The organism is Bradyrhizobium sp. URHC0002, assembly GCF_054059515.1.
In genome coordinates this window covers 7,891,662-7,914,984 of record NZ_JBSSCF010000001.1, presented here as the reverse complement: position 1 = coordinate 7,914,984, position 23,323 = coordinate 7,891,662, and the positions used below count along the sequence as shown (strand labels likewise).

The following is a 23,323-nucleotide window of genomic DNA, read 5'->3' as shown; positions in this document are numbered from 1 at the left end:
AATCCATCGGCCAACTCCTTGGCGGCTGGGCATGAAATCGTGCTTCCAATTGGTGGCTCTCGCCAGGTTTGTTTGGGGGCGACGGGGTATTTAGGTAGCGCCGAACCTAATCGCATTTTTCATAGAATCGAGGTGCGTCATGAACTCCGCAGGGCGCTGCATGGAGGCAATCAACTACGACCATCACTCGGCGAGCTCAACCAGCCTCTTTTGCGCGAGCCCCGCAATGTGGGTGGCAGAGAAATTGCTCGGCCACAGGCAACCGGTCGGCGCGCCGGCGCACCGCGGCATTGCGGTCGAGGGTGGCGTCATGGCCTCCTGATGCCTGACGCATCCCTGGCGGAGTGCGTCAAGGGTGCCATCATCAAATTCGACACACTCATGGCGTTGTCGCCCGACGTCCGCCGTGAGCGGTATCGCGAAACGATTTCCGTCATGGTTAGCCAGGCTGGCGGAATAGCGCCCTTACGCGTGCCCTCGGCCGTGCAGGGCCGCGTTGAGTGGAAACCCGATGGTTTGCACCTGCCTCGATGGTCTGGCGGGCTGGTAAGGAGGCGTTTATAACCGGAACCTTCATCCGTCTCATGCGTTACGAGGCCGAGTAGGAAGGAGCCATGCATCGCGTTAGACTGGTAATAGCAGATCGACGTCCCATTGTTTTGCAAGGTCTTGTATCGCTGTTCGGAGCGCGATTTCGAGGTGGTTGCATGCTGTCTCGATGGAGCTAGTTGCCTTGCAGCGATTCGCAGGCTGACGCCAGATGTGGTGTTACTGGAGGACGGGTTCACGGATGTGACCGCGTCCGACATGCTGGCCGTCGTGGGCGACAAAGGCCCTTCTTCCCGACTGGTGTTCTTCACCGCTTCTGTCGCCTGTGGCGATCTTGCCACAGCAATAGCGACCGGTGCTTGCGGCATGATATCGATGAGCGCCAAACCGGAAGCACTAGTGCAGTCCGTGAGGCTGGAAAAACCGGGGTCAGACCTGGCGAGGGTCGGTAACGAAGCCAATGGAATCGCGTCGTTCGGTAATAACGTTCTGGCAATTCTGACCGTCAACGAGCGGACGATCATGGATCTCGTCGCCGAGGGGTTGTCAGACAGCGCTATTGCTCGGGTGCTCGGTGTCGTCCCGGACATCGTCAGGATTCACCTCAACCACGCGCGACAGAAGCTCGGAATCAGCAGCCGTACGGAGCTCGCCGCGCTCGCCCTTTCGCGCCGTTATGGCGCGATGAGTATCCTGGCAGCTGCTATCCTGGCGGCGTTGGACGATTCAGTCGACGCCGGTCACACCGCGATCGAAAGTTTCACGGTCATGGCCGCAAACGGCTCCCCGGAGGTTGTCACTATCAAAATCAGCCGGAAGGAAACAGTAACAGGTGACACCCCAGAAAGAGCCGCCAGCAAGGAGCGCTGCGGCGCCGGCGCGGCAACTGGAACGTCAAGGCCGGTCGGCAAGCTCGTCGATCCGGGTGGCGAGACGGCCGCGAGTTCATTTGCGCAGGCAGCACTCAACGCGCCGAGGCCGAGTTCGAGCAGCTACGGCATCTTCATGATTGCGGCTTTCGGAGCCTTGATTTACGAGCTCGATCGTACCGCCCGCGCCGCGCAAGCGTTTGAGTTTGGCGATGGCCTAGCTGATGTCTTCACTTCATCTCCCGCAAGCGACGCCAAGGGACTGGCAGCGGTCGCAGCTCCCAGCTTCGCAAATTTCGACGGCACACCAGCTACTGCAGTGTACGATGGGGCGTTCGCATTCGAGTTCGCCCAAGGCGATAGGATCACCAGAGACCACAGCGAGCTTCATGTTGGCGATGCCGACGCGGAGGATAACGGCAGCGACCGAGCGAACACTATTCCCCAAGGTTCCGGAACCATTAACGTTGTCGCGGCGGCCGCGAACGAAGGCACGCGTGACACAACGCAGGCAGGCCAGGATAACGAGCCCAATCATGATCAATGGCAGCCCGACTTGCATGCTTCCGATAACGGCGCTGGAGCTGCCAAGGGGTATATCAAGCATGAGGCCCTGGGAGACGATCTAAATCACGGTCAATCGCAGAAGGCCCTGCATGATTCCGACAACGGCTCCGGAGCTGCCAAGGGGCATATCAAGCATGAGGCCCCGGGGGACGATTTAAATCACGGTCAGTCGCAGAAGGCCCTGCATGATTCCGACAACGGCTCCGGAGCTGCCAAAGGGCATATCAAGCATGAGGCCCCGGGGGACGATTTGAATCACAGTCAGTCGCAGAAGGCCCTGCATGATTCCGACAACGGCTCTGGAGCTGCCAAGGGGCATATCAAGCATGAGGCCCCGGGGGACGATTTAAATCACGGTCAGTCGCAGAAGGCCCTGCATGACTCCGACGACGGCTCTGGAGCTGCCAAGGGACATATCAAGCATGAGGCTCCGGGAGACGATTTAGATACTAACAAACCACAGCACGATCTACAAATGGCGTCCGTAAAATCTGCCGACGACGCACATTCGGCATTGAAGTTTAAGGCTGAAGGAAAGGAAGGGGCTTCCTCCGACGACTCCGGTCGGGCCAAATCACCAGTTGGCACCGAACTTGGCGATTCCTTTCATTTTAATAATGGCGCCAACAATGCTTCTTCAGACATTCTTGACTTACAGCAGCTGGGCCATGGGAGCGGGAAATCACATGAAGATGGTCAGCATGCTGCCGCACACAACGGACCGGTGTTAGTCCAGGATGCAGATGCGATTGATACTTCAGCGGCGCGGCACGATCACTTAGGGCATAGCAATCACTATGCGGCTCACGATTTGATTGTGTAGCCATGTACTGATCGGGATGCAGTCGTGCGGCCTCGTTAGTTGCAATCCCTTCATGAGACGCAGGGGCCAGGGGATAATCGGGAGACGCGAAATTGCAATTCGGACAAGGCGCGCCCGCGTCTCCACGAGTGGACGCAAGTGGGCGTCTTGACCTCCCACACCCGGCCGCAATCCGCGCAGAGCAGCCGAGTCATACCGATGCTCTTACTTGCTTCAGTCCCGTTCGAGCGGCTTGCCGCTGAAGAGCATGAGCTCAAGCTCAAAGCCCGTTGGAAGGGGCGGGCGAGGGCTTACCGAAAGCTGGCGGCAGAGCGCGCAGAGAAATTCGGACTTTATCTCCGCCGCGCCCGCCAGGCTCGTGATGACTCAGTTAGCGGATTATTTCATTCCAGCAATAAGGTTCGACTTCATTAGGTACGAGGCCGCCCGCTCCGGCGGGACCACCAACCTTAACGCAACTGGCAACGAAGGACTTTTGAAGTTGTCGAAGCGCCTTGAGGCGGCCGGCAGGCCGTCAATCCAGCCCCATCTCCACCGCGATCCGGATCAGGTCCGAATGGCTCTTCGCGCCAAGCTTCTGCTTGAGCAATGAGGTGGTGTTGGCCACCGTCTTGTAGGAAATCTCCAGCGCATTGGCGACTTCGGCGATCTTGTCGCCGCGGCCCAGCAGCCGAAGAATTTCCAGCTCGCGCGCTGTCACTTGGGACGCCGGATTTGCGTTAATGCCTCCTCGATCTTCACCGTGTTGTCCGACGCAAACAGCGACCGGCAACCCGCCAGGACCACTGCGTGGTCGTCGACAATCAGGACCTTCGTTGCCGATCTGTCGGATTTCTGCATCATCCAACCCCTTGCGGGAAAAATTTTTACGCTAGCGATATTTGGAATATAGAGATTTGGGAAAACGGGGTGAAAGTAGTCGTACACTCGACTCCGAGGATCTTGCTACCGATCGATCTTTGTGGCGGTGTGTGCCGATCCGCGCCTCAAGGTACTGGTGAACGTCGATTATTCCTTAGCTTTGCTGTCGCAAAAGCAAGAGCAAGTCAGGGTTCGAAAGCAGCCCTCGAAAATTTCGACCTCAAGCCCCGCGAACAACAGTAATAACCTTAATTGGGAATCCGCGTGATTTCGCTGGAGGCGTCCGACGTGCTGGCGAGCAGGGTGTTTAGCAAAGGGAGAACAACGAGTCTTACCTTGATCGGAATCAATGCATTGCCGTGCGATCACCCGCACTTGAGCCGGCCGGAGCATTCAGAGGATTTCTTGTCCTGCTGAAATCGCTCTGTCAAAGCGGCCAGATCTAAGGGCGCAGGCGTTTTGGTGTCGCTTGGCATGGCAGGCACTTCCTTTTCCATTCTCTCTGCCACCTTCTTGCTACGAATGATGGTCGTCGCACTCGAGTGTAGGTCCCGAGGCGCGGAATGAGAAACACTGGATCTTCTCGCGCGTTTGCTGGATTCGAACGTTCCGTACTCACGGCCCTTTAGCTATAATCCACCACCATTCCGCTGGAAACGGGTGCCAGCAGCGGCCTTCGTATGGTGAAAGAGCGGCTAACGGCAGCCGCTCTTTCCGAAGCCGAACCTGTACTCCAACTCAGGCAGTACGTCGCATCTCTTCCATGCTCTGCTTGATCTGCTTTCCGGCTTCATCGGCCATTTTATGCGACAAGTCAGCTATTCGCCGGCTGCTTTCCAAAGCGGTTTCGACGTTCTGTCGCATCAAGTCAGTTTGTACGGCGGCAAAGTCCTGAGGGGTTCGGCAGGTCCACAATTCCCTCATGAGTTCCATATTCGTTTCGAGTTGATGCCGGACCATCTGGAAGTACTCTTGTGATACGTCACCCATCGCTTTGGCGGCAACGGTGCTGGTGTAAAGCAACGTTTGAGCGTTGCGTGCCGAGCGTTCCGTTGCCTCCGTTGCCTGTTGTGCCCCTTCACCGGATACGCCGAGCGTGCGACCAATTTGCTCCGTAGACAGTCCCATCACCGAGGTCGCCGATTCCAGCCCGGAGCGCCATGTGTTCTGTATCGTCTCGATGTTCTGCTTGAGCAGGTTCGCACTTGCTCGAGCCACTTCCTTCCCAACTTCAGCGGCAGCTTGCCCTGCACGCGCGGTCTGATCGGCCGCAGCTTGTCCGATACGGCTGGTCTGTTCAGCGGTCTTTTCGCCGGCTCGGCGGGCTGCGTCTTCCACGCCTTGCTTAGACTTTTCATCTTGCTGTGGGTTTGCCATGTTTTCCTCCACCATTCTTAAAGCCCCCAGCTCCTTGCCGAGCAACGCGATTTGGCGGAGAGCGTTCCCAACATCGTCCAGTGTTTCCGCGAACCATTGCCGCTAGGAACGACACTAATCTCCGGGGGTTATGCACTCAATGACCGTCGTCAATCTGTTTTGTGTGGTACACGCGAATGTCCATCGGCGAAACCGCTTCCGTCGTTATTGCTATTTTCCTCGTTCTGGTCATAGGGAACATCGTGTTCTCGTTCATGGCTGAGCGAAAGCACCCACCTGTCGGCAACTTCATCGAGTGTGACGGGGTGCGTCTCCACTACCTCGAGCGCGGTGATCGTGCAGCTCCCAGCGTGGTGCTGTTCCATGGCAATGGCTCGTTGATCCAGGATTTTATCGTCAGCGGCCTCGTGGACCATCTTGCGGCCCGCTACCGCGTTGTTTGCTTCGATCGGCCCGGCTTTGGATACAGTCAACGACCGCGCGCACGGGTCTGGACTGCAACATCCCAGGCAGCACTGTTCGTCAAAGCCTTTGATCAACTCGGGGTCCGCGACCCCGTCGTGCTAGGCCACTCATGGGGTGCGCTAGTGGCTGTCGCGATCGGATTGCAGGATAACTGCCCTGTTCGCGGTCTTGTGCTCGCCTCAGGCTACTACTTTCCCACTTGGCGGTTGGACTTCTGGTTGCTATCAGGTCCGGCGGTACCGCTGTTTGGTGATATGATGCGCTATACGGTTGCGCCAATTATCTCCTGGGCTATTCTACCGGCGATGCTTCGTAAGCTTTTTGCGCCTCGCTCGGTTCCTGCAAATTTCGAGAATAGCTTTCCCTTGTTCTTGACGCTCCGGCCGAAGCAACTTAGGGCGGCCGCGGAGGAAAGTGCGTTTCTTATTCCTGAATCAGCGCGGCTGCAGTCGCTCTATTCGGACATTCGGTGTCCGGTCCATATATTCCACGGAACAGAAGACCAACTTATCGAACCCGAACAGGCCAGACGTCTGCATCAAGTAGTCGGTCGCTCAGATCTGCATCTGGTAAATAACGCCGGACACATGGTAACCTATGCCGACGAGGGCACCATTTCGCACACCATCGATAGCTTGTAGGAGCCGTTGCGGATCATCTCGTCGCGAGGACGCTACAGCTGAGTGCGAGGCCGCCGGCGAAGGCAGTTTTGGCCAGCTGATCGTTAATATTCCATTCCATTGTCCAATTCGGCTGACCTGCCAGTTTCCTGAACGTGGCGAGGTCGTAGGCCCCGCCGCGCGAGAGCCACGCCTTGAGGGTAGGGCGGTCATGGACTAGAGACCAGACCCGGGCTTCAGAGACCTTGTTCTCCTTGCCTACGATGCCAAAAACCCCAATTGGCATCAGGCCGTGGCGTGGGTCCAAATATGAACAGATCCTCGAGTTCTTCGCACTCCTCATGCTGGCGAGCGGCAGCGAGCATCATCATCGCAAGAAGCTGCTCTTCGGCAAGATAAAACGGAATCTGGGTCAAGTGTTTCACGATCTGGCGCGACGGAAGGAGTGCCGGATCGAGGAAGGACACTTGATGCCGGATCACGTTCATATGTTGATATCGGTGGCGCAGATCATCGGATACATGAAAGGGAAGAGCTCGATATGGATCGCACAGAATGTCGAACGCAAGATACGGAATTTTCTGGGCACAAATTCTGGGCGCGCGGGTACTTTGTCACGACCGTTGGCCGGGACGAGGAAGTGATCCGGGCCTACATCAGAAACCAAGAACTGACCGATCGGCAATTGGAGCAGTTTGAGCTGAAGATTTCAGCAGCCCAAAATCCAATCAATCGTCCAAACATCCCTTAAAACCGCCTTTGGCGGTTCTCAATCAAACCTCCAGCTTTGCTGGAGGTTATTGGCTGAGCTTCCGGCGCAGACTGTCGATCTGCGCGCGAAGGTCGCGGATGTACTGCTCCAGCATTTGCCGAAAATCCGCCGGCGTCCTCTGCGAGCTGAGGTGGGGCAGCGTCAGGTCCAATGGCTTGCGCTAATTTCCTTTTGCTATGTCGGGTAGCGCACGGAACTAGGAAATCGTCCCAGACTTTTTTGCCATGTCGCATGAGAGCTGGTCCCGGTTGTCTGAACAGAATTTCCGCGTCGATAAGTGGAGCCTCTGCCGGGGTTAGGCCGCCGCGCGGAGCGGAGGAAGATCGAAGTAGGCTTGATCCGGGGTGTGGTCGTCAAGGCTCGAATGCGGTCGTCGCCCGTTGTAAAAGTCGAGATATCGACCAATCGAGCTTCGCGCCTCACCAACGGTTTCGTAGGCTCGCAGATAGACCTCCTCGTATTTGACGCTTTTCCACAGTCTCTCAACGAACACGTTGTCGCGCCAAGCCCCTTTGCCATCCATGCTGATGGCGATGCCGTTGTCGGCGAGGACGCCGGTGAAGGCCGCACCGGTGAACTGCGAGCCTTGGTCGGTGTTGAAGATTTCCGGCCTGCCGTGACGCGCGAGAGCATCCTCCAGCGTCTCGACGCAGAAGGCCGCCTCCATCGTGATCGACAACCGCCACGACAGGACACGACGGGTCGCCCAATCGAGCACGACAGCGAGGTAAACGAAACCGCGCTCCATGGGGATATAGGTGATGTCCATCGCCCAGACCTGGTTCGGCCGCGTGATCGCCATGCCGCGCAGCAGATACGGATGGATCTTGTGGCCGGGCTCGGGCTTCGTGGTGCGCGGACGGCGATAGAGCGCCTCTATCCCCATCCGCCGCATTAGCGTCTTCACATGCCGGCGGCCGATTTTGCACCCCTGCAAAGCCAGCAGGCCTCGCAACATACGCGAACCGGCGAAGGGATACTCCAGGTGCAGCCGATCGAGCTGCCGCATGATCTCGAGGTCGGCTGAAGAAACCGGCCGCGGTAGATAGTAGACGCTGCCGCGGCTGACCTTCAAAATCTCTGCCTGCTTGGTGATCGACAGATCGTGCGCACGGTCGATCATCGCTTTGCGCTCAGCAATCCCGCCTTGGTGAGCGCTCCTTCTAAAAAATCGTTCTCCAGCGTCAGTTCTCCGATCTTGGCATGGAGCGACTTCACATCGATCGCGGGGATGGCCGGCGTCCCGCCCCCTGATCCGAAAATCTCGGACGCGCTGCCCTCAAGCTGCGATTTCCAGGCTGTGATCTGATTGGGGTGAACGTCGAAATGCTCCGCCAACTGGGCGATTGTGCGGTCGCCCTTGACGGCGGCCAGAGCCACCTTCGCCTTGAAGGCCGGTGAGTGGTTCCGGCGGGGTCGTCTGCTCATGGTTTCTCCTGTTCACGGCGATTATCGCCGTTGTCAGGCAGAAACTCCACTTATCGTCTTGTTCAGATTTCCGGGACCGGCTCTCATGTAAGGGGCTCGGCATGGAGTACAAAGGCATACGCTACAGCGTGGTCCAAACGATAGGCAAGGCCTTCAAGTGGACAGTCAACCTGAACACCCGCGAACTCAGTGGTGAAGCTCGCAACCGCAATATCGGGATCCTGCACGCATAAAGGCGATCGACCAGGACGATCGGCGGATGAGAGCCGCCAAACGCAAGGCGGAGCGAAACGAGCAAAACAGCTCTAATTAGCAACTTACTCAGGAACTTCGTTTTCTCCGCGGCGTTTTCCAAAGATGCCGAGGTACTCTTTCGACATTGACGGAACAAACCCAGCCTTAGACGAGATAGGCGAAGAACTTCCCGACGATGAAGCTGCTTGGAAATAAGCCACGATCACCGCAGGCGAGATATTCAAGGACGTGGACGGCAAGTTTCGGCCCGGGCAGGAATGGAGTGAGCGACGAAAAGCGAAAGCGCTCTATTCTATCGTCAGGTTAAAGCCGCGAGGTAAGGCTCTTCCAACGTATGCCTGATGCGAGTTCCTTGGTCTGGCAAATCACGCACAGGTTGAGATTTGCTCCATCCAAGGAAGGTGAAAGGTCATGGGCCATTTCTATTTTCACGTTAAAGTAGGTGCCAACCTATTCCAAGATGAGGAAGGCACTGAATTGCCCGGCGTGGAAGCAGCGAGGCAACTGGCGTTGCAAACTGCCCGCGAATTGTTGTGCAACGCCATCAAAGCCAGGAAGGCGTCAGTCCCCGAGGTCGTGGTGATCGCGGACGAAATCGGGCACCCGATGGAGGTCGTACCGGTGGTCGCTGTTCTGCCAGAACCGCTCAGGCCGCGCGCCTAACGAAGCCTGCCTAACTATGGTGGGTTGTCCCCAATGTCGGACATTGAACCGACCGATGCCGGCCGACCGTGTACGCGTAAGGTGATGGCGATCCAGTCCGATCCGGCACCGCTTAAAATGCCCGCATTGCCGAACCACTCAGGAGCGGGACAACATCCTGTTCACCGTTGCAGACGCACGATGCGCGGACCAGCCGCGATGGCAAGATGCGTCACTAGTTGAGCTTCCGACGCAGCCGGTCGATCAGCGCGCGAAGGTCGCGGATGTACTGCGCAAGCATTTGACGAAAATCCGCGGCGTCCTCTTCTTCGTCACCCAGACGCGGTTGAAGCGGCTTTTTTGTCTGGCGGATGATCCATGCCTCAGGCATCAGACCGGCGGGCCGGCGGTGCCCTTGATCTAGATCAAGGCAATATCTAGATCAAGGCAATCCCGCAAAGGCCGGCGCACGTCGCTAGCAATCGTTTCCGACCTTATCCTTTGTGCCCTGCGCTTTCTGTGCCGCAGTCGGCTGGCCCTGCATTTGTCGCTGCGCGTCCTCGGATGAAGTCGCAGTATCGCTGGCTGCACTATTCATCCTGCCTGTCGGCGGATGCTCTTGACTTCGTGGAGCCGCGCCCGTCGTCGTTGTTGTCTGGGCTGTGTGGCCGGGCGTCGGTCCCGAGCCAGCGTCGGAATTAGCCGTGGTGTCGCATGGTCCCGCCTGCGCAATGCCTGTGCTGAGCAGAACCGCCGCGCATCCTGCGAGCAGGGAATACCTTATGGCCGGGCCTCCTATTTGATGGTGCGGAGGACAACGGCGCTCTGGACAGCAGGTTCCTAACCTCGTCTCGCGTGAGCACCAGGCAGGGCCTGGCGAAACAGTACACAGCGATCCCGCGGGGCGATATTTCCTCGCGTGAGGCTGGGCTTACCTGTGTGGCTTGTCGCGGTCCCTGAAAGGATCGGCGGCCTCGTCGTGTCCAGTTCGACTGCTGAAAAACATCAACGCCATGAGGCCGCAGCCGATCAACAGGGAAAATAACGTACCAAGCCCCAGCGCGATCCACCCGTGCTTGTCCATTAGGTTCTCGCCAGTGTTCCACACGAACCAAGCCCAAAGGAGCGTGAGAACGAGGATGGAGACCAGGGCAATAAGCAGCAATGTTTCCCCTATACTCAGTCGCCAACGCATCATTCACCTTTTGATTTGCTCCATTGAGCAAAACCCGGATGGGCGACCGCTGTTCCTCTTTTTTCCCGTGCATCGGTGTTATTCCGCTCCACCTGCGCGGCGACCGTTACCGACAACCATTGCAAGTAGTTTCAGCCCGGCCGAGCCACGACTTATGGGCGATTTGCGTGCAGCCTCTAGGTCAGCTTTGATGCAGCCAAGCAACCTCAGATGGGAACGCGTCGATGACCATTAGTATGCTCGACCAGCTTTATTTTCCGCTTCCATGCGGACACGAAGTCATCCTCGGACGGTTGCAGGGCGCGAAAAGCTGGACCTGTGAGACGTGCAATAAGCAAACCGACCTGATGGAGAACGAAGTGAGAGCCGCATTGGTCAAAGAACTCGACACGGCTGTGCAGATCGATCTTCAAGCGAAGGAGCGCGGCGAGCAAGTCAGGCGGCTCGGCTAGTTACATGACCCTCGACTTCAACAAGCTGACGCGCCGCCGCGATCCGCACCGCGAAAACTGCTGGCGCATCTATATCCATCAGGCGCCAAGCGGCTTTGTCGGGGTCCGCGAAAGGTCGGTCGGCGGTCAGTTTCAAAATCAAAGTCTCACGTTTTCGTCACCAGCTGAGCATCGGCGAGCAAACCGATGCCCAACACGAGTGCATTATTCGTCGATCTGCCTTCGGGATCGTTTCCAACGGAGCCAACAAAAGACCGCCCACTAAGGCGGTCTCCCGGCACCCCCGCGCGGGAAGATAAGATGGCGCCTTACCGATCCTTCCGCCGCTGCGCCTTATCCGGTTCGTGGCGTTCCAGGACCTCGCTGATCCATCGCAGAATTGCCGCCACCGCCAACGGCTGATCCGGACCCGGCAGTGGCCCCCCCGGCGCTGCCAGCGCCTTGAGGTGTTCGGGGTCGCCAACCTGCTTGCCCGTATCAACGTAGATCAGCACGGTCATTTCGATTCCTCGCCCGAAATGCTCGGCCTATCGTTCGCCGGTTCCTCGAGCTCGCGATCTCTTTCAGCCCACCGAGCCCCTCGCTTCTCCTTCGCTGCGCGCTCGTAAACCTCTGCCGGGGTTAGGTCGGTCTCCGGCTCAGATGGCTCTTGTTGGTTCGGCACGTCGCCGGGGTCGGCTTCAATGCTTCGTGGACGCAATGCGAGTCCGACGAGGCCCAGCATCAATAGTATGGCGCCGGCGATTATCAGCCAGTGCGGATACTCCATCGATAAGAGGGCGTCTGTCATATCCCGTCGCGAAAGCTGGCAGGTATTGCCGGCTCAGTTTAAACTTGCCTAGCAGAAACCGGTTCCTCGTGGAGCCGGTCCTACCAACCCATTGGCTTCTCAATTATCAAGCTTTACCGAGGGCGGGCAATCACTCCTTACAAGTGCGTGCATCAAGATGAGGAGCGGTATAAGTGCAGCAATAGTGGTGTCAGGAAGGACCACGTCCCCTGATTGTTCGAGATTCCTGAGAACTGCGCAAAGATGCCCGCTTGCACTTTAGGCGGGCTTTTTTGTGAGTTGAGTTGTTGCCAAAGCGTATTGAGATGCCGCGGTTCATTTAAACTCCAACTCGCCACCCTGAAAGCCAAATAGGGCGAGCAATGGATTCACGAAATCAAGCACGACGGCTACCGGGTCCAAGTTCACCTGAACAGCGGTCGTAAGAAGGTCTTCACCCGAACGGTCTCGACTGGACCAAACGCTTCACCGAGATTGCCGGTGCTCTCGCTATCCCGGCCAAGCCATCGTCGACGGGGAGGTCTTGGTCGTCCATGAGGGCCGCACCAGCTTCTCGGAACTGCAGGCCGAACTGGCAGGGGGCAGGCAGGGGCACCTAGTTTACCTACCTTCGACTCCTCTGGCGGGATGGAGACCTTCGCAAGCTTCCTCAGATCGAACGGAAGCAACTGCTCCTGGACCTTCTCGGCGAAAACAACATCGAGATGCCGGTTCTCTAGTCGGAGCATCTGATCGGCGACGGGCCGCGGATGTTTGAGCATGCCGCCAAGCTGAACTGGGAAGGCATTGTCTTGAAGCGAGCGGACGCGCCGTATCGATCTGAGCGGACGGAAGCCTGGCAGAAAATCAAAGTCGTTCAGAAGGGCAAATTTCCCGTCATCGGATTCATCAAGGACCCCACCGGCCTCGCCGCCCTCTACCTCGGCAAGAAAGAGGGCAAGGACCTGGTCTACATGGGGAAGGTCGGGACCGGGGTGGTCGCGCACTGCCTCCAGCCAAATACGCAAGCAACTCGATACCGTCGTCAGTCCCAAATCCAAGCTCTCCAAACCCATCAAGAAGCCGAAGGCGACGTGGGTGGAGCCGACATTCGTCGCAGATATCGAGTACCGCGACATCACGTCTGAGGGATTGCTCCGAGCTAGCTCGTTCAAGAGCCTTTCGAAAAGGAACTAAGCCGCCGCGAACGGAATTACTCGGCGGGTCAGTTTTCCGGCGAACGCTGGCCTGTGCACGGTCTCCCCTCAAGCCCCCAAACCCCCAAGGGCGGGACCGTGCTCCTTGATGGAGGAGCATATGGGTAAATATCCAGACGAGCAGATTCGAAATTACGCCCAACGGCTCTGGGAAAAAGCGGGAAGGCCGGAAGGCAAGGTCCGACGAATTTTGGCGACAAGCTGAGATCGAACTGGATGCGGAAGGTGAAGGCGTCGATCCGAATGACCAGCCTAATGCGAGCACCATCCCCGGCTAGATGTCTCATCTGCTTGGGGCTCGGCTGGGTGCGCGAAAACCATCCCAGCCGTGCTTGGAGCGAGGATCTGGGCTGTCAGTGCGGCACCGGAATGCCGTGTGAATGCATCCGGCAATAACCTCCCAATTGGGAAATTGTCGTGTCGGCGGCCGCCCCGCTGCGCCGGGACTCAGGTTCTCGCAATCACGCGCTTAGCGGCGTTTCGTGTCACGCGATATGAAATACAGATTGGTGTCTGACGGTCCACGCACGATGCGCTTGCGTTCGATCATGCCTGCCGCCGCCATCTCGTTCAATTTGGCTTTGACGCTCGGAGCAGACCACATGCCGAGCTGCTTCCAAAGCAATCGGGCAGAGACAGCGTTTTCTCCTCGCCGATCGGAATAAGCTGCACTATGTCGCCCTCTATCGTCATCTGACCGACAACTTGGCCTATGTGGCTGCCTCAGTTAGCGTCCGTGACCTTCCCCTTACCGTCGCAGGACTTGCACTTGATGGGATATATTTTGCGGCCTGGCTGCACCGGCTGCTTCACGACTGGGTAGCCCGTTCCATTGCAGGCCGGGCAGACGTGCTCTTTGATCTTTGAGCCTCTCATGCCGTTCATTGCGCCCTCCGTTTCGCAGATCAGCCTTTGGACTTCACCTTCAGCCCCAACTCAACTAGCTGGCGGATGGCTTTCCAATTGGCGGCCGCATCGCCTTGATTCCTGCCGTCGTGAGTCGCACTTTCGTATCAATTCCCCCGCCCGAATAGGAAGGCGATTGACTAACTTCCAGTCGGTCAGGCTTAGATATTGCAAGACCGTTCGCTGGCTCATGTTGAGGACTTCATCGGACTTTTTGTCAGTCATTCTTCGCCTTCTCAAATGCACACCCTTTGAGAATAGCCTCCTTCAGCAAGGGATTGGCGAGAATTGCTTCGCCTGCTTTGAAAGCGGCAAACGCCACGCGGGACGATGCTTGGCCGTACGGCACTTTTTCGTAGAAGCGGCGGAGCCTGTTCATCTCGGCACGATTAGTCCCAGCCCGCGGCCCTGAAATACAAACTCGTCTCCCTCCCACTATACCTGCCTCGCTTTCGTTCGATCAATCCTTCCGCGGCCATTTCATTCAATTTGCGCTTGATACAGACATGCGACCAGAGACCTAGCTGTCGCCAGAGCAGCAGTGACGAAATCGCCTTTTCTTCACCTGTCGGATCGCGATACATTGGCATCGGCAGTAAAACTCGTTGGCTGATTATGAATATTGCCTTCAACCGAGCTCTACAAGCCGGCTCATCCTATCCGCGAGCGGATATAAAAATGGAGATCAAAACCGAAATAAGAAACGCTATCATTGCCACTAAGAACACCGGCGGCCCTGAAGGTGCAATTGCGTCTCGCAGCCATCGCCAGAGTTTCACTTTCCCTTGACCCGATCCGAGCTCGACCAAGCAGCGGATGGTTCACCGCGACTCAAGCTGTTTTTTGATCGCTTGTTCAGCCTTCTCAATTGCTTCCATGCAGCCAACTATGAAAGACGCAAGATCGCGCTTCATAACCTTTTCTTTGCCCGCTTTTTCGCTGCAAAACATTTGCCGCGCAATCTCAGCCTGTCGCTTTTGCGCGGCCTCTTTGTATTCGGGACTTACACCGGAAATTGCGTTGTCGAGGGAAAAAGCAAAAGTATAAAAAAACACTGCGATCAAAACGAGGAAATTAACTCGGCTCAAATTGTTGCTCCTATTCTTAGCCTCCAACACTCCGCCAGCCGCGCGGATAGCCTCAAAGCGAAGCCTCACTTGCCCGGCCGATAATGGCGTATAGCAGTCGCCGTCTCAACCCAGCGGCGGCTTTTTCATGCGCCAAGGGAGTGTGCACTGCATCACCTTGATTGCCGAAAGTTCCCGTCCCATCGCGACCGCGCCAGTCTTTCAGCTTCTGCGCTGGCGAAGGCCTGTCATTTCTACAATGATCGGCGCGATCATCAACGCAATCAGCACCCAGAGCAATTCAGCATCCTTTGATGAGAGATGCTTGGGTCTGACCTTCGGTGCTCGTTTTGCCATCGCGCGATCCATCTTGGCAGGAAACGGCCCCGGCGTTTCTCCGCCTGCACCGGGGTCGCCAACTCTCAGCTGGGGGGCTTGGGGGCTGGACAGGTGTGAGCCACGGCTAGACTCTTGTTAAGACCATTAGTTCCAATGAAGGTTGCTCTGACCTGAACCTTCTTACATAAGGAGATGGTGTATGGATCAGAGTGACGACCCCCGGGAACTGGAGCGCAAAATCGAACAGGCGACCCGGATGGCTTCGCGTGTCACCGATCAGACGACTGTGGAGCGGCTGAGGGCGTGGGTCGAGGATCTGAAGCGGAAGCTGCAACAGCATCGGGAGGCGAGGCGCACAAAGCAGGCGACCGGTGCACGCGCCCATGAACTTTGGGAACAGAGCGGACGTACCTCGGGCCGCGCCCTGGAGTTCTGGCTTCAAGCCGAGTCCGAGATCAGCGAGGACGATCCGAAATAATCGGTGCTTCAGTTGGCCGCCCCAGACGTGTGCCTGAATGTCTCGATGTGTCGATCCAGTTGCCATAGCTCAACATCGTGACCGTCAACGACCTGCTTGGCAAGCCTGATAGCTTCGACATCATCATCGCATCGCAGTTCGACACGATTTGCGCCGATGTTGTTTGCAGTGAAGGCTCTTGCTACTCAACACTGATGAACGGGCTTAGCAGGGGGAACAGCATTGTCTTGCCCAGTATCGCACCTCGAAGCTTCCGCAACCAACGACGGCTTCATGCTTGATGATGCGAATGCGGGCGGTTTGCATGCGACAGTGGCACAGCCATATGCTTATGAACCTTGAAGATGGTGGAGCGTGCACAGCCCTCCGCCTTTTTGAATGGTTGACAAGACACCCCATCGCGGAGTTGCGTGGCAATCCTGGCATTGCGCCCGGTATCCTCAGGCCGTCCGGTTGCCTTGCCCTCGGCTTCTCTTCGCGATGCCCTCACCCTGGCGGCGGCGCCGATTTACTTTATCGAACTAGCAAAATACGCCCTTTTCGTCGCAACCACACGCCGACTCGTTCAATCCTGGTTTTCTTGACATTTGGCTGGTCCTGATCGGAACGCAGCTTTGAAGGCGAGCTACAGGACTCTACGTTTCCCAGCCTGTCCGACGGGCTTTTCTTTTAGTGCCGCGAATTTGTTCCTGGGCTTCCGCCCTGCTGTGCGTATCGGGCGGGCGAACGCCGAAGGGGCGTTCGCCGGTTCGTCGGCGACCCACCAGCAGCGCCGGGCATCGAGCCATCATTCTTGGAGGCGTTGAAGTCGGCTTGCGAGCTGTGGTTGGCGGGCTGCCCAGTGCGGTTCATGCCTGTGGTCGGCGCACCTGTCGCGCTGTTGCCAAACTGGTTGCCTTGGTTGGTGTGTACCGTCCCGCCGACGTTGGTCCCCGCTGTTCCTTGAACAGTCGACGAACTGGTAGAGGTCTGTCCTGCGGCGGATCCTCCGGAGTTGCTCTGTGCAAGTGCACAAGAAAAGCTGCCGAAAAGAATACCCAAAATGATCGCGATGTATTTCATCTGCTTCACCCTTGGCTTAATGAACCTCAATGAGCCGCTCCTACATTGGTTCTTAGCTCCTTGTTCGCGGTACACAGGCGACAAGTGAAAGCAGACGCCAACCGGGCACAGGTAATGTGGTGCAGTCCGCGCTGTTGCGCGCACGGGCGATTTTTTCCGGTGTGATCTGTGCCTACTTACCGTCGAAATGATCGAGCACGTAATTAGCGACAGCAGCGAGTTCTTGGTTGCGGTACGCTTCAAAGCCGGCCATCACAGCTTCGAATTGATCCGTTTTGAGCTGCGAACCATGAAGCAGTACCTGCATCAGGTTTATGCACGCCGAATCGTTGACGCTCGGTGCACGCAGCAAGGCTGCGCGGGGATCGTTCACGCCGGTGCCGTTGAAAGCATGGCAACGGGCGCAGGCGCCCTGAAAGATATCGAGCCCAAGGGACCTGGCCTGCGTCTCCTCTCGCGGCGGCGCCAGTTGTACATCGGAACGCGGCACGAACTTCGATGTTAAAGTCGCATGGAAGAGTGGGAACCAGTACCGGTGGAAGTGATGATTGGTTGCTTCGTGGTGGCGGGCTTCATCGTTTCGGTCGTCTACAGTATCGACTGGAGCGCATTTTAGAAAGCCGAGGCTCCGGACATGAAACAGGTATTGAGTCACCAACCAGATTGCAGTCTTTGGTAACCAAATTTCCCCTGCCACCTTGTGGAGCAATAGACTCGGAAAAGCTCGGGCTGAGCAAAACGAGTCCGCATTACCCCGAGCAGCGGATATAAGTGCAGATTCTGCAGGAAGTCGGCGTCGGGCATGGCGGACCTCAAAGCTCCGGCGTTTGATCCACAGAAGCTCGCGAAGTGGTGGATGGATGCTCGGTCGGGAACGACGCTCGCTTCCCAGCCCTTGGCCTCGATGCACGCCGCCTCGTCGTCGGTCATTCCGACGAGAGCTTTTGCTTTGGAATCAAAAATGGAATCAAATGGGCGGGCCGGAATGGAAAAATCCTTATGTGGCAACGGATTATTTCAGGGTTCGATCCCTCCCGCCCCAGCCAGCCATTCGTGCGTTCGGCCGGGCTTCCGAAGAAACGCAGAAATCCTGGCTTTTCGCTTTCGTCTCGAGGCTCCCGGTTTGCGAAATTGAGAGAGAAATCGCCGAAAGTCTCAGGCCGTATCCGCAAATCTTCTCGTTTTGCGGAGACTATCGTCGGAGACCGGTTCGATCACCACTGCCGGCCCGATGAACGCAGTTGAGCCGGCGCACTGATAAGCTTTCGAGCAAAAGCTTATAGGTTTGCGGACGCTCGCGAACTAGCTACGTGATTGCTCTGAAATCTCTTCGGAATTCTCCGAAAAATCCAAGTTGATCTTTCGCGTTTGGATACCTTTGAGACATGCCCGCCTATCCTGGCTATGTCCGTTCACCGGGCTAGACCGGAAGTCGCCGCGGTCCGGCCAAACCGGCGCGAATGACGCCAACCGGACACAATCCATCTCCCGGCGCATTTTTTGACCTATCGAGCGGTCTGCACACTCACTGACAAACCAGTACGGGGGTTTTCGCGTGCGCCAGCACTTTGTTTGTCACACTGCCGACGAGAAGCATGGAAAGTCCGCTGCGCCCATGCGATGACATAACAATGAGATCGCGGCCTTTGTCCTCGGCTGCTGCGATGATGGCTTGATGGGGTTGCTCGTTCTCCACTTGAATAGTCTCGCAGGAAACACCAGCCTCCTTGGCGGCCTTTGCCGCGCGATCCAACACGCTCGTGGCCTGTTCCTTGCGCAGCTCAGCATATCTTGCGACTGTTTCACGGAACCGCCCTGTCATTTCTGAAAACGGTTCCACAACGAAGATTATAGATACCTTGGCGCCAAGGGATTTCGCCAGCGCCAACCCATGCGCCACCCCATGCTCCGCTAGCTCGGACCCATCTGTCGGAATGAGAATATGCTGGTACATGCTTCAACTCCCCATTGTCTGGGACGTATCGCTGCCTTCCGAATGTAGGCTGGGCCCGTCAATCTATCAACCCAGGTGTCCGAGATTGGGCACGAAACGGACTTCCCGCCCACCACTTGGGGGGCGGGAAACTCTCCGGCGCGAGTCGCGCGGTGGAGATCATGTTCTGATCCTTTGGCTACCCTGATAGGAGTAGATGCGCGTTCACCGAGTGGGAAAGGAAGCGCCATGTCGCTGTTGCTCGTGCTCGATCTCGTCGGCACGTTCGTTTTTGCGATCAGCGGAGCGGTTGTCGGAGTGACCCGCCGGCTCGACTTGTTCGGCGTTCTGTTTCTCTCTTTTGTCGCCGGAAACTTCGGGGGTATTACGCGCGACGTTCTGATTGGCTCGGTTCCGCCCGCCGCAATAAGCGACTGGCGATATCTAGCGATCTCGCTCCTTGCCGGCGTGATCACTTTCCGCTGGTATTCCGCGGTCGATCGACTGCGGAGCCCCGTTCTTATCTTCGACGCCGCAGGACTCGCGCTTTTCGCCGTGTCAGGGACTCAGAAGGCGCTCGTGTTCGGGCTCAACCCGGTTATGGCCGCGTTGCTCGGGATGGTGACCGGCATCGGCGGCGGCATGGTGCGCGATGTACTCGTGGCCAATACTCCCGTGGTCCTGCGCACCGATATTTATGCCGTGGCCGCGCTGGCCGGGGCTGCGGTGGTGGTGATCGGCAACTTGCTAGGTCTTCCTCCGACCTTAACGACAGCGGTCGGCGCGCTTCTTTGCTTTGGGCTGCGGCTCATGGCCATTCACCGCGGCTGGCGTCTCCCGGCTCCGAGAGGGCCTGAACATCACGCCGGCGAAGGGAAAGCTTCGGATGATGACAGGCTGTAGGGCGCTCGCCCTGACACGCCAAGCAGCTAAGACGTCGCGGCACGGACCAATCTGCCACCACGGCGATCGACTCGTTGTCAATCGTTGCGGGCCGAGCCGGAACCGAGTTCGAAATTGTGCGTCTTACCAAAGTGATTGAACTCAACGGGAGTTGAGGTGAGGCTTGAACCGGGCTGCTGGCGCGCCCCTGGAGTTCTTCAGGGACGGCTCGAATTCGGGGCCTCGATGTGCAGTGAGGTGCGAACATGCAGATCCTTGCAGCCACGGATTTCTCCACTCGTTCCAACCGGGCCCTGCGGCAAGCCGGCTTGTTGGCACAGCCCGGCAATGCGCAACTTCACATCGTGCATGTAGTAGACGACGATCAGCCGGATGAATTGGTCCGCATGGAAAAGCGGGAGGCAGAGCGTTTTCTCAATGAGCAGATGGCTTCAATGCCAGAGCTGAAGGATGTGCAGGCGCGTCCGCTCGTAGTCACTGGCGATCCCTTCGACGGAATCTTGCGGGCGGCTGCCGACGTGAACGCCAATCTCATCGTCATGGGTTCGCATCGCAAGCAGCTGCTCGACATCGTCGTCGGTACGACAATCGAGCGCGTGATCCGCACGGGCCCTTTCCCCGTGCTGATGGTGAACAACGAAGCGCAACGGAGGTACGAAAACGTTCTGGTTCCCGTCGATATGGTAGATGCCTCGGCTGATGCTCTTCGAGCCGCCACGACCACAGGATTGATCGGCGACAACAGGGCAACGCTCGTTCACGCATTCATGTCGGTCGGAAAAGGGAAGATGTCCATTGGTGGGGCGGATCAAGACATTATCGACAGCTACGTCGCGAGCGAGCGAGACGAGGCAATGAATGAACTTGCCGCGTTCCTGGCAGCGTCGGTCGATCGCATACATGGACGATGGTCTCTCCGTGTTGAAGAGGGTGGGCCCATGGAAGTCATCTCCCGTGTGATTTCAGAAATGCGACCCGATCTACTGGTAATGGGAACGAATGCGCGTTCTGGTCTGCTAAAAGTGCTGATCGGCAGCGTCACTGAGGAGGCATTACGCTCACTGAACGTCGATATTCTGGCAGTGTCTCCTGTGAAGCGATGAATTCAGCCTGTTTATTTTTCTCCGCGGAGGCCTCGTTCGCTTCCGGCCCCGTCGCGGAACCGTGCCGCTCGAACCAGAACCATCAGCGTTATGGGCGTTGTTGTGGTGACGAAAACGATCACCAGCAGCTCATGCAGTATAGGTCGGGTTCCAAGGGCCGAAAAATAAATCATCGACGCCGTCGTGATGAAGATTGTTCCGAGCGTCGTTCCAAGCGTGGGCGCGTGGACGCGCTGATAGAAACCGCGAAAGCGCAGTAGTCCGAACGATCCAATGAGAGTCACTGCGGCGCCGGCGATCAGGAGCGTCGCAGTCAAGATCGTCGCGAGGGAAGGGACATCCATTACTTCATTCATTCGATTACCTCGCCACGAAGCAAGAATTTGGCGAGCGCTACCGTGCTCACGAATCCGAGCAGGCCAACGATCAGAGCGCTCTCGAAATAGAGAGCACTGCCCGACCGAATGCCGAATGCAAGAAGCAGCAGCATCGTATTGACGGACAGTGTGTCGAAGCCGACGACCCGGTCCTGCGCCCGTGGTCCCCAAAGGATACGGAACGCGGCGCAGGCCATGGCAAGGCCCAACAGGACCTGCGCCGCCGTGACCGACCAAGCAAGCATTGTGCTCATGCAAAAATCTCCAGCAGCAGTCGTTCGTAGCGCCCCTTAATGGTGCGAACCCATTCGGTCTCGTCGACCAGATCAAGGACATGGATGGTCAAGGTGCCGCTCGCTTCGTTGAAATCCACCCATAAAGTACCGGGCGTCGATGTGATGATGCAGGCAAGCGTCGCCAAACCATAGGGATCACGAAGCGCAAGCGGGATGTCGACGAAGCCTGAGGTCCATCGTCTTGGTCCGAGCCCGAGAATGATGCGGGCGACGGCGACGTTGGACCGTACAATATCCGCAAGGACGAATGCAGCCAGGCGGAGGACAGCGAACGGCCGCCGTAAACGCATTTTCGGCGGCTCCAGCGCGGCGAACGCCCAGCCTCCGATCAGCGCGACGGCGCCGCCTAAAAGGATATGCCCCACCGAAAGGCCATTGAGCAGCAGCCAAAGAACCAGAAGGCCGGCGCTTACCATGGGAAAGGGGACGAGCCGGGTCATGTTGGCCCCTTCAGGTCCTTTGGCCGCTCCGCGGCAGAACCAAGGACGCCGCGGATATAGTCGTGAGGGGCGTGCAGCGATTGCGCCGTTTCCTGCATGAAGCGCATGATCGGGCCGGCCTGGATCGTCTGGATTACGCAGAGCAGCAGGAGGGCTCCGACCGGCGCCACCTCGATCAGACGCACGCGTGGTACGGCGCGGTCCGCCGAAGCCCAGAACGCACGGATACCGGCCCGCGTCATGGCGATAAGAGCCGCCAGCCCCGAAAGGATTAGAACGGGAAGCATAACCCAGCTCGCAGTCGAGATAGCGCCAGTCGACGGATTGAGCGCAGCTGTCAGGAGGGCAAACTTGGCGATGAATCCGGAGAGCGGCGGCAGTCCGGAGATGACAAGGGCGCAGCCGATGAAGGCCAGACCGAGGATCGCCATCGTCGCTGGGATTGCGATGCCGACTTCGTTTGATTCTTCCGGGTCGTCCTCTTCTCCGTACACCTCCCGTGTCACTGCGAGCACGTCCGCGCCCGGCTCGCGGCCTCGCTCGACGAGTTCGATCAAAAGGAAAAATGCACCCAGCCCGAGCGTCGAACTGACGAGATAGAACAAGGCTCCCCCCGTCACACCGACCTGCCCCATACCGATGGCAGCAAGTAGCGTGCCGGAGGATACAAGCACCGAAAAGCTCGCGAGCCGCGCCATATCCTGCGAAGCCAGGCTCCCGATGGCGCCGAATGCGATCGTTGCGATCCCGCCTAGCAATATCCATTCACCGCCGAATTGCGCCGATGCTCCCGCATCATCGCCGAACAGGAGCAGATGCAGCCGCAGCACGATATAGGCGCCGACTTTCGTGAGGATTGCAAAGATCGAAGCGACCGGTGGGGCTGCGGCGGCATACGTCGCCGGCAGCCAGAAGCACAGGGGCCACATTCCTGCCTTGACAAGGAAGGCAATGCCCAGGATGCCAGCTCCCGCTTCCAATAACGCGCGATCCTCCGTGCGCATTGCCGGGATCCGTGCGGCAAGATCCGCCATGTTGAGCGTGCCGGAAACGCCGTAGATCAGGCTGACGCCGATCAGAAAAAACAATGAAGCGGCGAGATTCACCACAATGTAATGCAACCCCGCCGTGACTCGGCCCGGTCCCGTGCCGTGGAGCGCCAAGCCGAACGAGGCCGCGAGCAGCACCTCAAAGAAAACGAACAGGTTGAACAGATCGCCGGTGAGAAAAGCGCCGTTGATCCCCATCAGGAGGAACTGAAACAGGGGATGGAAAAGCACGCCCGCGCGGTGCCAGCGGGCCAGCGAAAATACAAGTGCGGCTGCCGCGAGGAGACTGGTCAGCAGTAACATGACGGCGGCCAGCCGATCCACTACCAGCACGATGGCGAACGGAGCAGGCCAGTCACCCAGCCGGTACACGCCCGCCACGCCAGTGGGGGCCGCATCTGTCGCCCGGAGCAACGCTGTTGCAATCACCACGAGTGCGAAGGTGGTCGCAACATTGAGCACGGCGTTGACGTTGCGGCGACGCTCTCCGCCGAGGGCGAGCATCATCG

At 57.8% G+C, this 23,323-nt stretch carries 29 protein-coding genes and 2 pseudogenes; 12 read left to right on the top strand and 19 right to left on the bottom strand.

Features of this window, described 5'->3' with window-relative positions; translation table 11 throughout:
- Nucleotides 1-139 precede the first annotated feature (139 nt).
- Both ACVWVY_RS38095 and ACVWVY_RS38090 read left to right on the top strand, forming a co-directional pair.
- Nucleotides 140-322 carry a hypothetical protein gene (locus tag ACVWVY_RS38095; protein WP_456631219.1) on the top strand — a complete coding sequence of 61 codons (183 nt, stop codon included), beginning with the start codon at nucleotides 140-142 and terminating at the stop codon, nucleotides 320-322.
- Between the two features lie 332 nt (nucleotides 323-654).
- Entirely contained in the window at nucleotides 655-2,808 is a 2,154-nt protein-coding gene (locus ACVWVY_RS38090; RefSeq protein ID WP_456631218.1) for a LuxR C-terminal-related transcriptional regulator, read from the top strand.
- A gap of 514 nt (nucleotides 2,809-3,322) precedes the next feature.
- Here ACVWVY_RS38090 and ACVWVY_RS38085 read toward each other — a convergent pair.
- From ACVWVY_RS38085 to ACVWVY_RS38075, 3 genes and pseudogenes are all read right to left on the bottom strand, one after another.
- Nucleotides 3,323-3,532, bottom strand: a pseudogene (locus ACVWVY_RS38085) (response regulator transcription factor); the annotation flags it as partial.
- A complete protein-coding gene (locus ACVWVY_RS38080; RefSeq protein ID WP_456632506.1) occupies nucleotides 3,505-3,648 on the bottom strand; it encodes a hypothetical protein in 144 nt (47 codons plus the stop codon). The gene ACVWVY_RS38080 and the pseudogene ACVWVY_RS38085, both read right to left, overlap by 28 nt.
- A gap of 759 nt (nucleotides 3,649-4,407) precedes the next feature.
- The gene (locus ACVWVY_RS38075) at nucleotides 4,408-5,046 is read right to left on the bottom strand and encodes a phasin family protein (RefSeq protein WP_456631217.1); all 639 of its coding nucleotides are present in this window, start codon (nucleotides 5,044-5,046) and stop codon (nucleotides 4,408-4,410) included.
- A gap of 176 nt (nucleotides 5,047-5,222) precedes the next feature.
- Here ACVWVY_RS38075 and ACVWVY_RS38070 point away from each other — a divergent pair, with 176 nt between their 5' ends.
- On the top strand, nucleotides 5,223-6,152 hold the full coding sequence (locus ACVWVY_RS38070; RefSeq protein WP_456631216.1) for an alpha/beta fold hydrolase: 930 nt from the start codon (nucleotides 5,223-5,225) through the stop codon (nucleotides 6,150-6,152).
- A gap of 215 nt (nucleotides 6,153-6,367) precedes the next feature.
- Here the strand turns inward: ACVWVY_RS38070 and ACVWVY_RS38065 are convergent, their stop codons facing one another.
- Entirely contained in the window at nucleotides 6,368-6,619 is a 252-nt protein-coding gene (locus ACVWVY_RS38065) for a hypothetical protein (RefSeq protein ID WP_456632505.1), read from the bottom strand.
- On the opposite strand from ACVWVY_RS38065, the pseudogene tnpA reads away from it, so the two are divergent.
- Nucleotides 6,512-6,882 (top strand): annotated as a pseudogene (gene tnpA / locus ACVWVY_RS38060) (IS200/IS605 family transposase). The gene ACVWVY_RS38065 and the pseudogene tnpA overlap by 108 nt on opposite strands.
- Nucleotides 6,883-7,198: 316 nt before the next feature.
- Here the strand turns inward: tnpA and ACVWVY_RS38055 are convergent.
- Nucleotides 7,199-8,331, bottom strand: a protein-coding gene (locus tag ACVWVY_RS38055) for an IS3 family transposase (protein ID WP_456627687.1) whose coding sequence is annotated in 2 segments (ribosomal slippage) — nucleotides 7,199-8,076 and nucleotides 8,076-8,331 — 1,134 coding nt in all. Because the reading frame shifts where the segments join, the coding sequence is not laid out codon by codon here.
- Between the two features lie 357 nt (nucleotides 8,332-8,688).
- Between ACVWVY_RS38055 and ACVWVY_RS38050 the strand changes: the two genes are divergently transcribed.
- Entirely contained in the window at nucleotides 8,689-8,781 is a 93-nt protein-coding gene (locus tag ACVWVY_RS38050; RefSeq protein ID WP_456631215.1) for a DUF6894 family protein, read from the top strand.
- Between the two features lie 216 nt (nucleotides 8,782-8,997).
- Nucleotides 8,998-9,249 (top strand): DUF6894 family protein, encoded by a 252-nt coding sequence (locus tag ACVWVY_RS38045; RefSeq protein WP_456631214.1) that lies wholly within the window; start codon nucleotides 8,998-9,000, stop codon nucleotides 9,247-9,249.
- Between the two features lie 910 nt (nucleotides 9,250-10,159).
- Here the strand turns inward: ACVWVY_RS38045 and ACVWVY_RS38040 are convergent.
- Nucleotides 10,160-10,393, bottom strand: a complete 234-nt coding sequence (locus ACVWVY_RS38040; RefSeq protein WP_456631213.1) for a hypothetical protein — start codon at nucleotides 10,391-10,393, stop codon at nucleotides 10,160-10,162.
- Nucleotides 10,394-10,659: 266 nt separating this feature from the next.
- On the opposite strand from ACVWVY_RS38040, the gene ACVWVY_RS38035 reads away from it, so the two are divergent.
- Nucleotides 10,660-10,875: a hypothetical protein gene (locus tag ACVWVY_RS38035; protein WP_456631212.1), complete on the top strand. Its 216-nt coding sequence runs from the start codon at nucleotides 10,660-10,662 to the stop codon at nucleotides 10,873-10,875.
- Nucleotides 10,876-11,183: 308 nt separating this feature from the next.
- Here the strand turns inward: ACVWVY_RS38035 and ACVWVY_RS38030 are convergent, their stop codons facing one another.
- Entirely contained in the window at nucleotides 11,184-11,375 is a 192-nt protein-coding gene (locus ACVWVY_RS38030; RefSeq protein ID WP_456631211.1) for a hypothetical protein, read from the bottom strand.
- A gap of 1,103 nt (nucleotides 11,376-12,478) precedes the next feature.
- Here ACVWVY_RS38030 and ACVWVY_RS38025 point away from each other — a divergent pair.
- Both ACVWVY_RS38025 and ACVWVY_RS38020 read left to right on the top strand, forming a co-directional pair.
- Nucleotides 12,479-12,841 (top strand): ATP dependent DNA ligase, encoded by a 363-nt coding sequence (locus tag ACVWVY_RS38025; protein ID WP_456632414.1) that lies wholly within the window; start codon nucleotides 12,479-12,481, stop codon nucleotides 12,839-12,841.
- 108 nt (nucleotides 12,842-12,949) lie between these two features.
- Nucleotides 12,950-13,066, top strand: a complete 117-nt coding sequence (locus tag ACVWVY_RS38020) for a DUF2934 domain-containing protein (protein WP_456632413.1) — start codon at nucleotides 12,950-12,952, stop codon at nucleotides 13,064-13,066.
- Nucleotides 13,067-13,584: 518 nt separating this feature from the next.
- On the opposite strand, the gene ACVWVY_RS38015 is transcribed toward ACVWVY_RS38020, so the two are convergent.
- The 4 genes from ACVWVY_RS38015 to ACVWVY_RS38000 form a co-directional block, all read right to left on the bottom strand.
- Nucleotides 13,585-13,767 (bottom strand): hypothetical protein, encoded by a 183-nt coding sequence (locus tag ACVWVY_RS38015; protein ID WP_456632412.1) that lies wholly within the window; start codon nucleotides 13,765-13,767, stop codon nucleotides 13,585-13,587.
- 217 nt (nucleotides 13,768-13,984) lie between these two features.
- Nucleotides 13,985-14,146 (bottom strand): hypothetical protein, encoded by a 162-nt coding sequence (locus tag ACVWVY_RS38010; protein WP_456631210.1) that lies wholly within the window; start codon nucleotides 14,144-14,146, stop codon nucleotides 13,985-13,987.
- Between the two features lie 442 nt (nucleotides 14,147-14,588).
- Nucleotides 14,589-14,855, bottom strand: a complete 267-nt coding sequence (locus ACVWVY_RS38005) for a hypothetical protein (RefSeq protein WP_456631209.1) — start codon at nucleotides 14,853-14,855, stop codon at nucleotides 14,589-14,591.
- A 201-nt stretch (nucleotides 14,856-15,056) separates the two neighbouring features.
- Nucleotides 15,057-15,191, bottom strand: a complete 135-nt coding sequence (locus tag ACVWVY_RS38000; RefSeq protein ID WP_456631208.1) for a hypothetical protein — start codon at nucleotides 15,189-15,191, stop codon at nucleotides 15,057-15,059.
- Nucleotides 15,192-15,372: 181 nt separating this feature from the next.
- Between ACVWVY_RS38000 and ACVWVY_RS37995 the strand changes: the two genes are divergently transcribed.
- Complete coding sequence (locus tag ACVWVY_RS37995) at nucleotides 15,373-15,651, top strand: DUF2934 domain-containing protein (RefSeq protein ID WP_456631207.1); 279 nt, start codon at nucleotides 15,373-15,375, stop codon at nucleotides 15,649-15,651.
- Nucleotides 15,652-16,320: 669 nt separating this feature from the next.
- Here ACVWVY_RS37995 and ACVWVY_RS37990 read toward each other — a convergent pair.
- From ACVWVY_RS37990 to ACVWVY_RS37975, 4 genes are all read right to left on the bottom strand, one after another.
- Nucleotides 16,321-16,713: a hypothetical protein gene (locus tag ACVWVY_RS37990; RefSeq protein ID WP_456631206.1), complete on the bottom strand. Its 393-nt coding sequence runs from the start codon at nucleotides 16,711-16,713 to the stop codon at nucleotides 16,321-16,323.
- A 172-nt stretch (nucleotides 16,714-16,885) separates the two neighbouring features.
- Complete coding sequence (locus ACVWVY_RS37985) at nucleotides 16,886-17,368, bottom strand: c-type cytochrome (RefSeq protein WP_456631205.1); 483 nt, start codon at nucleotides 17,366-17,368, stop codon at nucleotides 16,886-16,888.
- Nucleotides 17,365-17,721, bottom strand: coding sequence for a hypothetical protein (locus ACVWVY_RS37980; RefSeq protein WP_456631204.1), 357 nt, complete (start codon nucleotides 17,719-17,721; stop codon nucleotides 17,365-17,367). The genes ACVWVY_RS37985 and ACVWVY_RS37980 overlap by 4 nt, the downstream gene beginning before the upstream one ends.
- A 517-nt stretch (nucleotides 17,722-18,238) precedes the next feature.
- Complete coding sequence (locus tag ACVWVY_RS37975; RefSeq protein WP_456631203.1) at nucleotides 18,239-18,667, bottom strand: universal stress protein; 429 nt, start codon at nucleotides 18,665-18,667, stop codon at nucleotides 18,239-18,241.
- Nucleotides 18,668-18,895: 228 nt separating this feature from the next.
- Between ACVWVY_RS37975 and ACVWVY_RS37970 the strand changes: the two genes are divergently transcribed.
- Together ACVWVY_RS37970 and ACVWVY_RS37965 are read left to right on the top strand one after the other, a co-directional pair.
- A complete protein-coding gene (locus ACVWVY_RS37970; protein ID WP_456631202.1) occupies nucleotides 18,896-19,549 on the top strand; it encodes a trimeric intracellular cation channel family protein in 654 nt (217 codons plus the stop codon).
- 245 nt (nucleotides 19,550-19,794) lie between these two features.
- Nucleotides 19,795-20,652 carry a universal stress protein gene (locus ACVWVY_RS37965; protein ID WP_456631201.1) on the top strand — a complete coding sequence of 286 codons (858 nt, stop codon included), beginning with the start codon at nucleotides 19,795-19,797 and terminating at the stop codon, nucleotides 20,650-20,652.
- A gap of 11 nt (nucleotides 20,653-20,663) precedes the next feature.
- Here ACVWVY_RS37965 and mnhG read toward each other — a convergent pair whose 3' ends face one another.
- From mnhG to ACVWVY_RS37945, 4 genes are read right to left on the bottom strand one after another with little or no spacing between them, the layout of a single operon-like run.
- Nucleotides 20,664-21,008 carry a monovalent cation/H(+) antiporter subunit G gene (mnhG, locus tag ACVWVY_RS37960; protein ID WP_456631200.1) on the bottom strand — a complete coding sequence of 115 codons (345 nt, stop codon included), beginning with the start codon at nucleotides 21,006-21,008 and terminating at the stop codon, nucleotides 20,664-20,666.
- Nucleotides 21,005-21,283, bottom strand: coding sequence for a K+/H+ antiporter subunit F (locus ACVWVY_RS37955; protein ID WP_456631199.1), 279 nt, complete (start codon nucleotides 21,281-21,283; stop codon nucleotides 21,005-21,007). The genes mnhG and ACVWVY_RS37955 overlap by 4 nt, the downstream gene beginning before the upstream one ends.
- Nucleotides 21,280-21,765: a Na+/H+ antiporter subunit E gene (locus tag ACVWVY_RS37950; protein WP_456631198.1), complete on the bottom strand. Its 486-nt coding sequence runs from the start codon at nucleotides 21,763-21,765 to the stop codon at nucleotides 21,280-21,282. The genes ACVWVY_RS37955 and ACVWVY_RS37950 overlap by 4 nt, the downstream gene beginning before the upstream one ends.
- Nucleotides 21,762-23,321 carry a monovalent cation/H+ antiporter subunit D gene (locus ACVWVY_RS37945; protein WP_456632411.1) on the bottom strand — a complete coding sequence of 520 codons (1,560 nt, stop codon included), beginning with the start codon at nucleotides 23,319-23,321 and terminating at the stop codon, nucleotides 21,762-21,764. Before ACVWVY_RS37945 ends, ACVWVY_RS37950 begins: the two co-directional genes overlap by 4 nt.
- Nucleotides 23,322-23,323 lie beyond the last annotated feature (2 nt).

What these genes read in the sequence shown, in the direction of transcription:
- mnhG (WP_456631200.1), bottom strand. Translation starts at nt 21,008, where the DNA reads ATGAATGAAGTAATGGATGTCCCTTCCCTCGCGACGATCTTGACTGCG.
- ACVWVY_RS37975 (WP_456631203.1), bottom strand. Translation starts at nt 18,667, where the DNA reads ATGTACCAGCATATTCTCATTCCGACAGATGGGTCCGAGCTAGCGGAG.
- ACVWVY_RS38010 (WP_456631210.1), bottom strand. Translation starts at nt 14,146, where the DNA reads ATGAACAGGCTCCGCCGCTTCTACGAAAAAGTGCCGTACGGCCAAGCA.
- ACVWVY_RS37990 (WP_456631206.1), bottom strand. Translation starts at nt 16,713, where the DNA reads ATGAAATACATCGCGATCATTTTGGGTATTCTTTTCGGCAGCTTTTCT.
- ACVWVY_RS38080 (WP_456632506.1), bottom strand. Translation starts at nt 3,648, where the DNA reads ATGCAGAAATCCGACAGATCGGCAACGAAGGTCCTGATTGTCGACGAC.
- ACVWVY_RS38070 (WP_456631216.1), top strand. Translation starts at nt 5,223, where the DNA reads ATGTCCATCGGCGAAACCGCTTCCGTCGTTATTGCTATTTTCCTCGTT.
- ACVWVY_RS37965 (WP_456631201.1), top strand. Translation starts at nt 19,795, where the DNA reads ATGCAGATCCTTGCAGCCACGGATTTCTCCACTCGTTCCAACCGGGCC.
- ACVWVY_RS38020 (WP_456632413.1), top strand. Translation starts at nt 12,950, where the DNA reads ATGGAGGAGCATATGGGTAAATATCCAGACGAGCAGATTCGAAATTAC.
- ACVWVY_RS38095 (WP_456631219.1), top strand. Translation starts at nt 140, where the DNA reads ATGAACTCCGCAGGGCGCTGCATGGAGGCAATCAACTACGACCATCAC.
- ACVWVY_RS37955 (WP_456631199.1), bottom strand. Translation starts at nt 21,283, where the DNA reads ATGAGCACAATGCTTGCTTGGTCGGTCACGGCGGCGCAGGTCCTGTTG.
- ACVWVY_RS38000 (WP_456631208.1), bottom strand. Translation starts at nt 15,191, where the DNA reads ATGGCAAAACGAGCACCGAAGGTCAGACCCAAGCATCTCTCATCAAAG.
- ACVWVY_RS37945 (WP_456632411.1), bottom strand. Translation starts at nt 23,321, where the DNA reads ATGATGCTCGCCCTCGGCGGAGAGCGTCGCCGCAACGTCAACGCCGTG.
- ACVWVY_RS37970 (WP_456631202.1), top strand. Translation starts at nt 18,896, where the DNA reads ATGTCGCTGTTGCTCGTGCTCGATCTCGTCGGCACGTTCGTTTTTGCG.
- ACVWVY_RS38050 (WP_456631215.1), top strand. Translation starts at nt 8,689, where the DNA reads ATGCCGAGGTACTCTTTCGACATTGACGGAACAAACCCAGCCTTAGAC.
- ACVWVY_RS38035 (WP_456631212.1), top strand. Translation starts at nt 10,660, where the DNA reads ATGCTCGACCAGCTTTATTTTCCGCTTCCATGCGGACACGAAGTCATC.
- ACVWVY_RS38065 (WP_456632505.1), bottom strand. Translation starts at nt 6,619, where the DNA reads ATGAACGTGATCCGGCATCAAGTGTCCTTCCTCGATCCGGCACTCCTT.
- ACVWVY_RS38075 (WP_456631217.1), bottom strand. Translation starts at nt 5,046, where the DNA reads ATGGCAAACCCACAGCAAGATGAAAAGTCTAAGCAAGGCGTGGAAGAC.
- ACVWVY_RS38030 (WP_456631211.1), bottom strand. Translation starts at nt 11,375, where the DNA reads ATGACCGTGCTGATCTACGTTGATACGGGCAAGCAGGTTGGCGACCCC.
- ACVWVY_RS37950 (WP_456631198.1), bottom strand. Translation starts at nt 21,765, where the DNA reads ATGACCCGGCTCGTCCCCTTTCCCATGGTAAGCGCCGGCCTTCTGGTT.
- ACVWVY_RS38045 (WP_456631214.1), top strand. Translation starts at nt 8,998, where the DNA reads ATGGGCCATTTCTATTTTCACGTTAAAGTAGGTGCCAACCTATTCCAA.
- ACVWVY_RS37995 (WP_456631207.1), top strand. Translation starts at nt 15,373, where the DNA reads ATGGATCAGAGTGACGACCCCCGGGAACTGGAGCGCAAAATCGAACAG.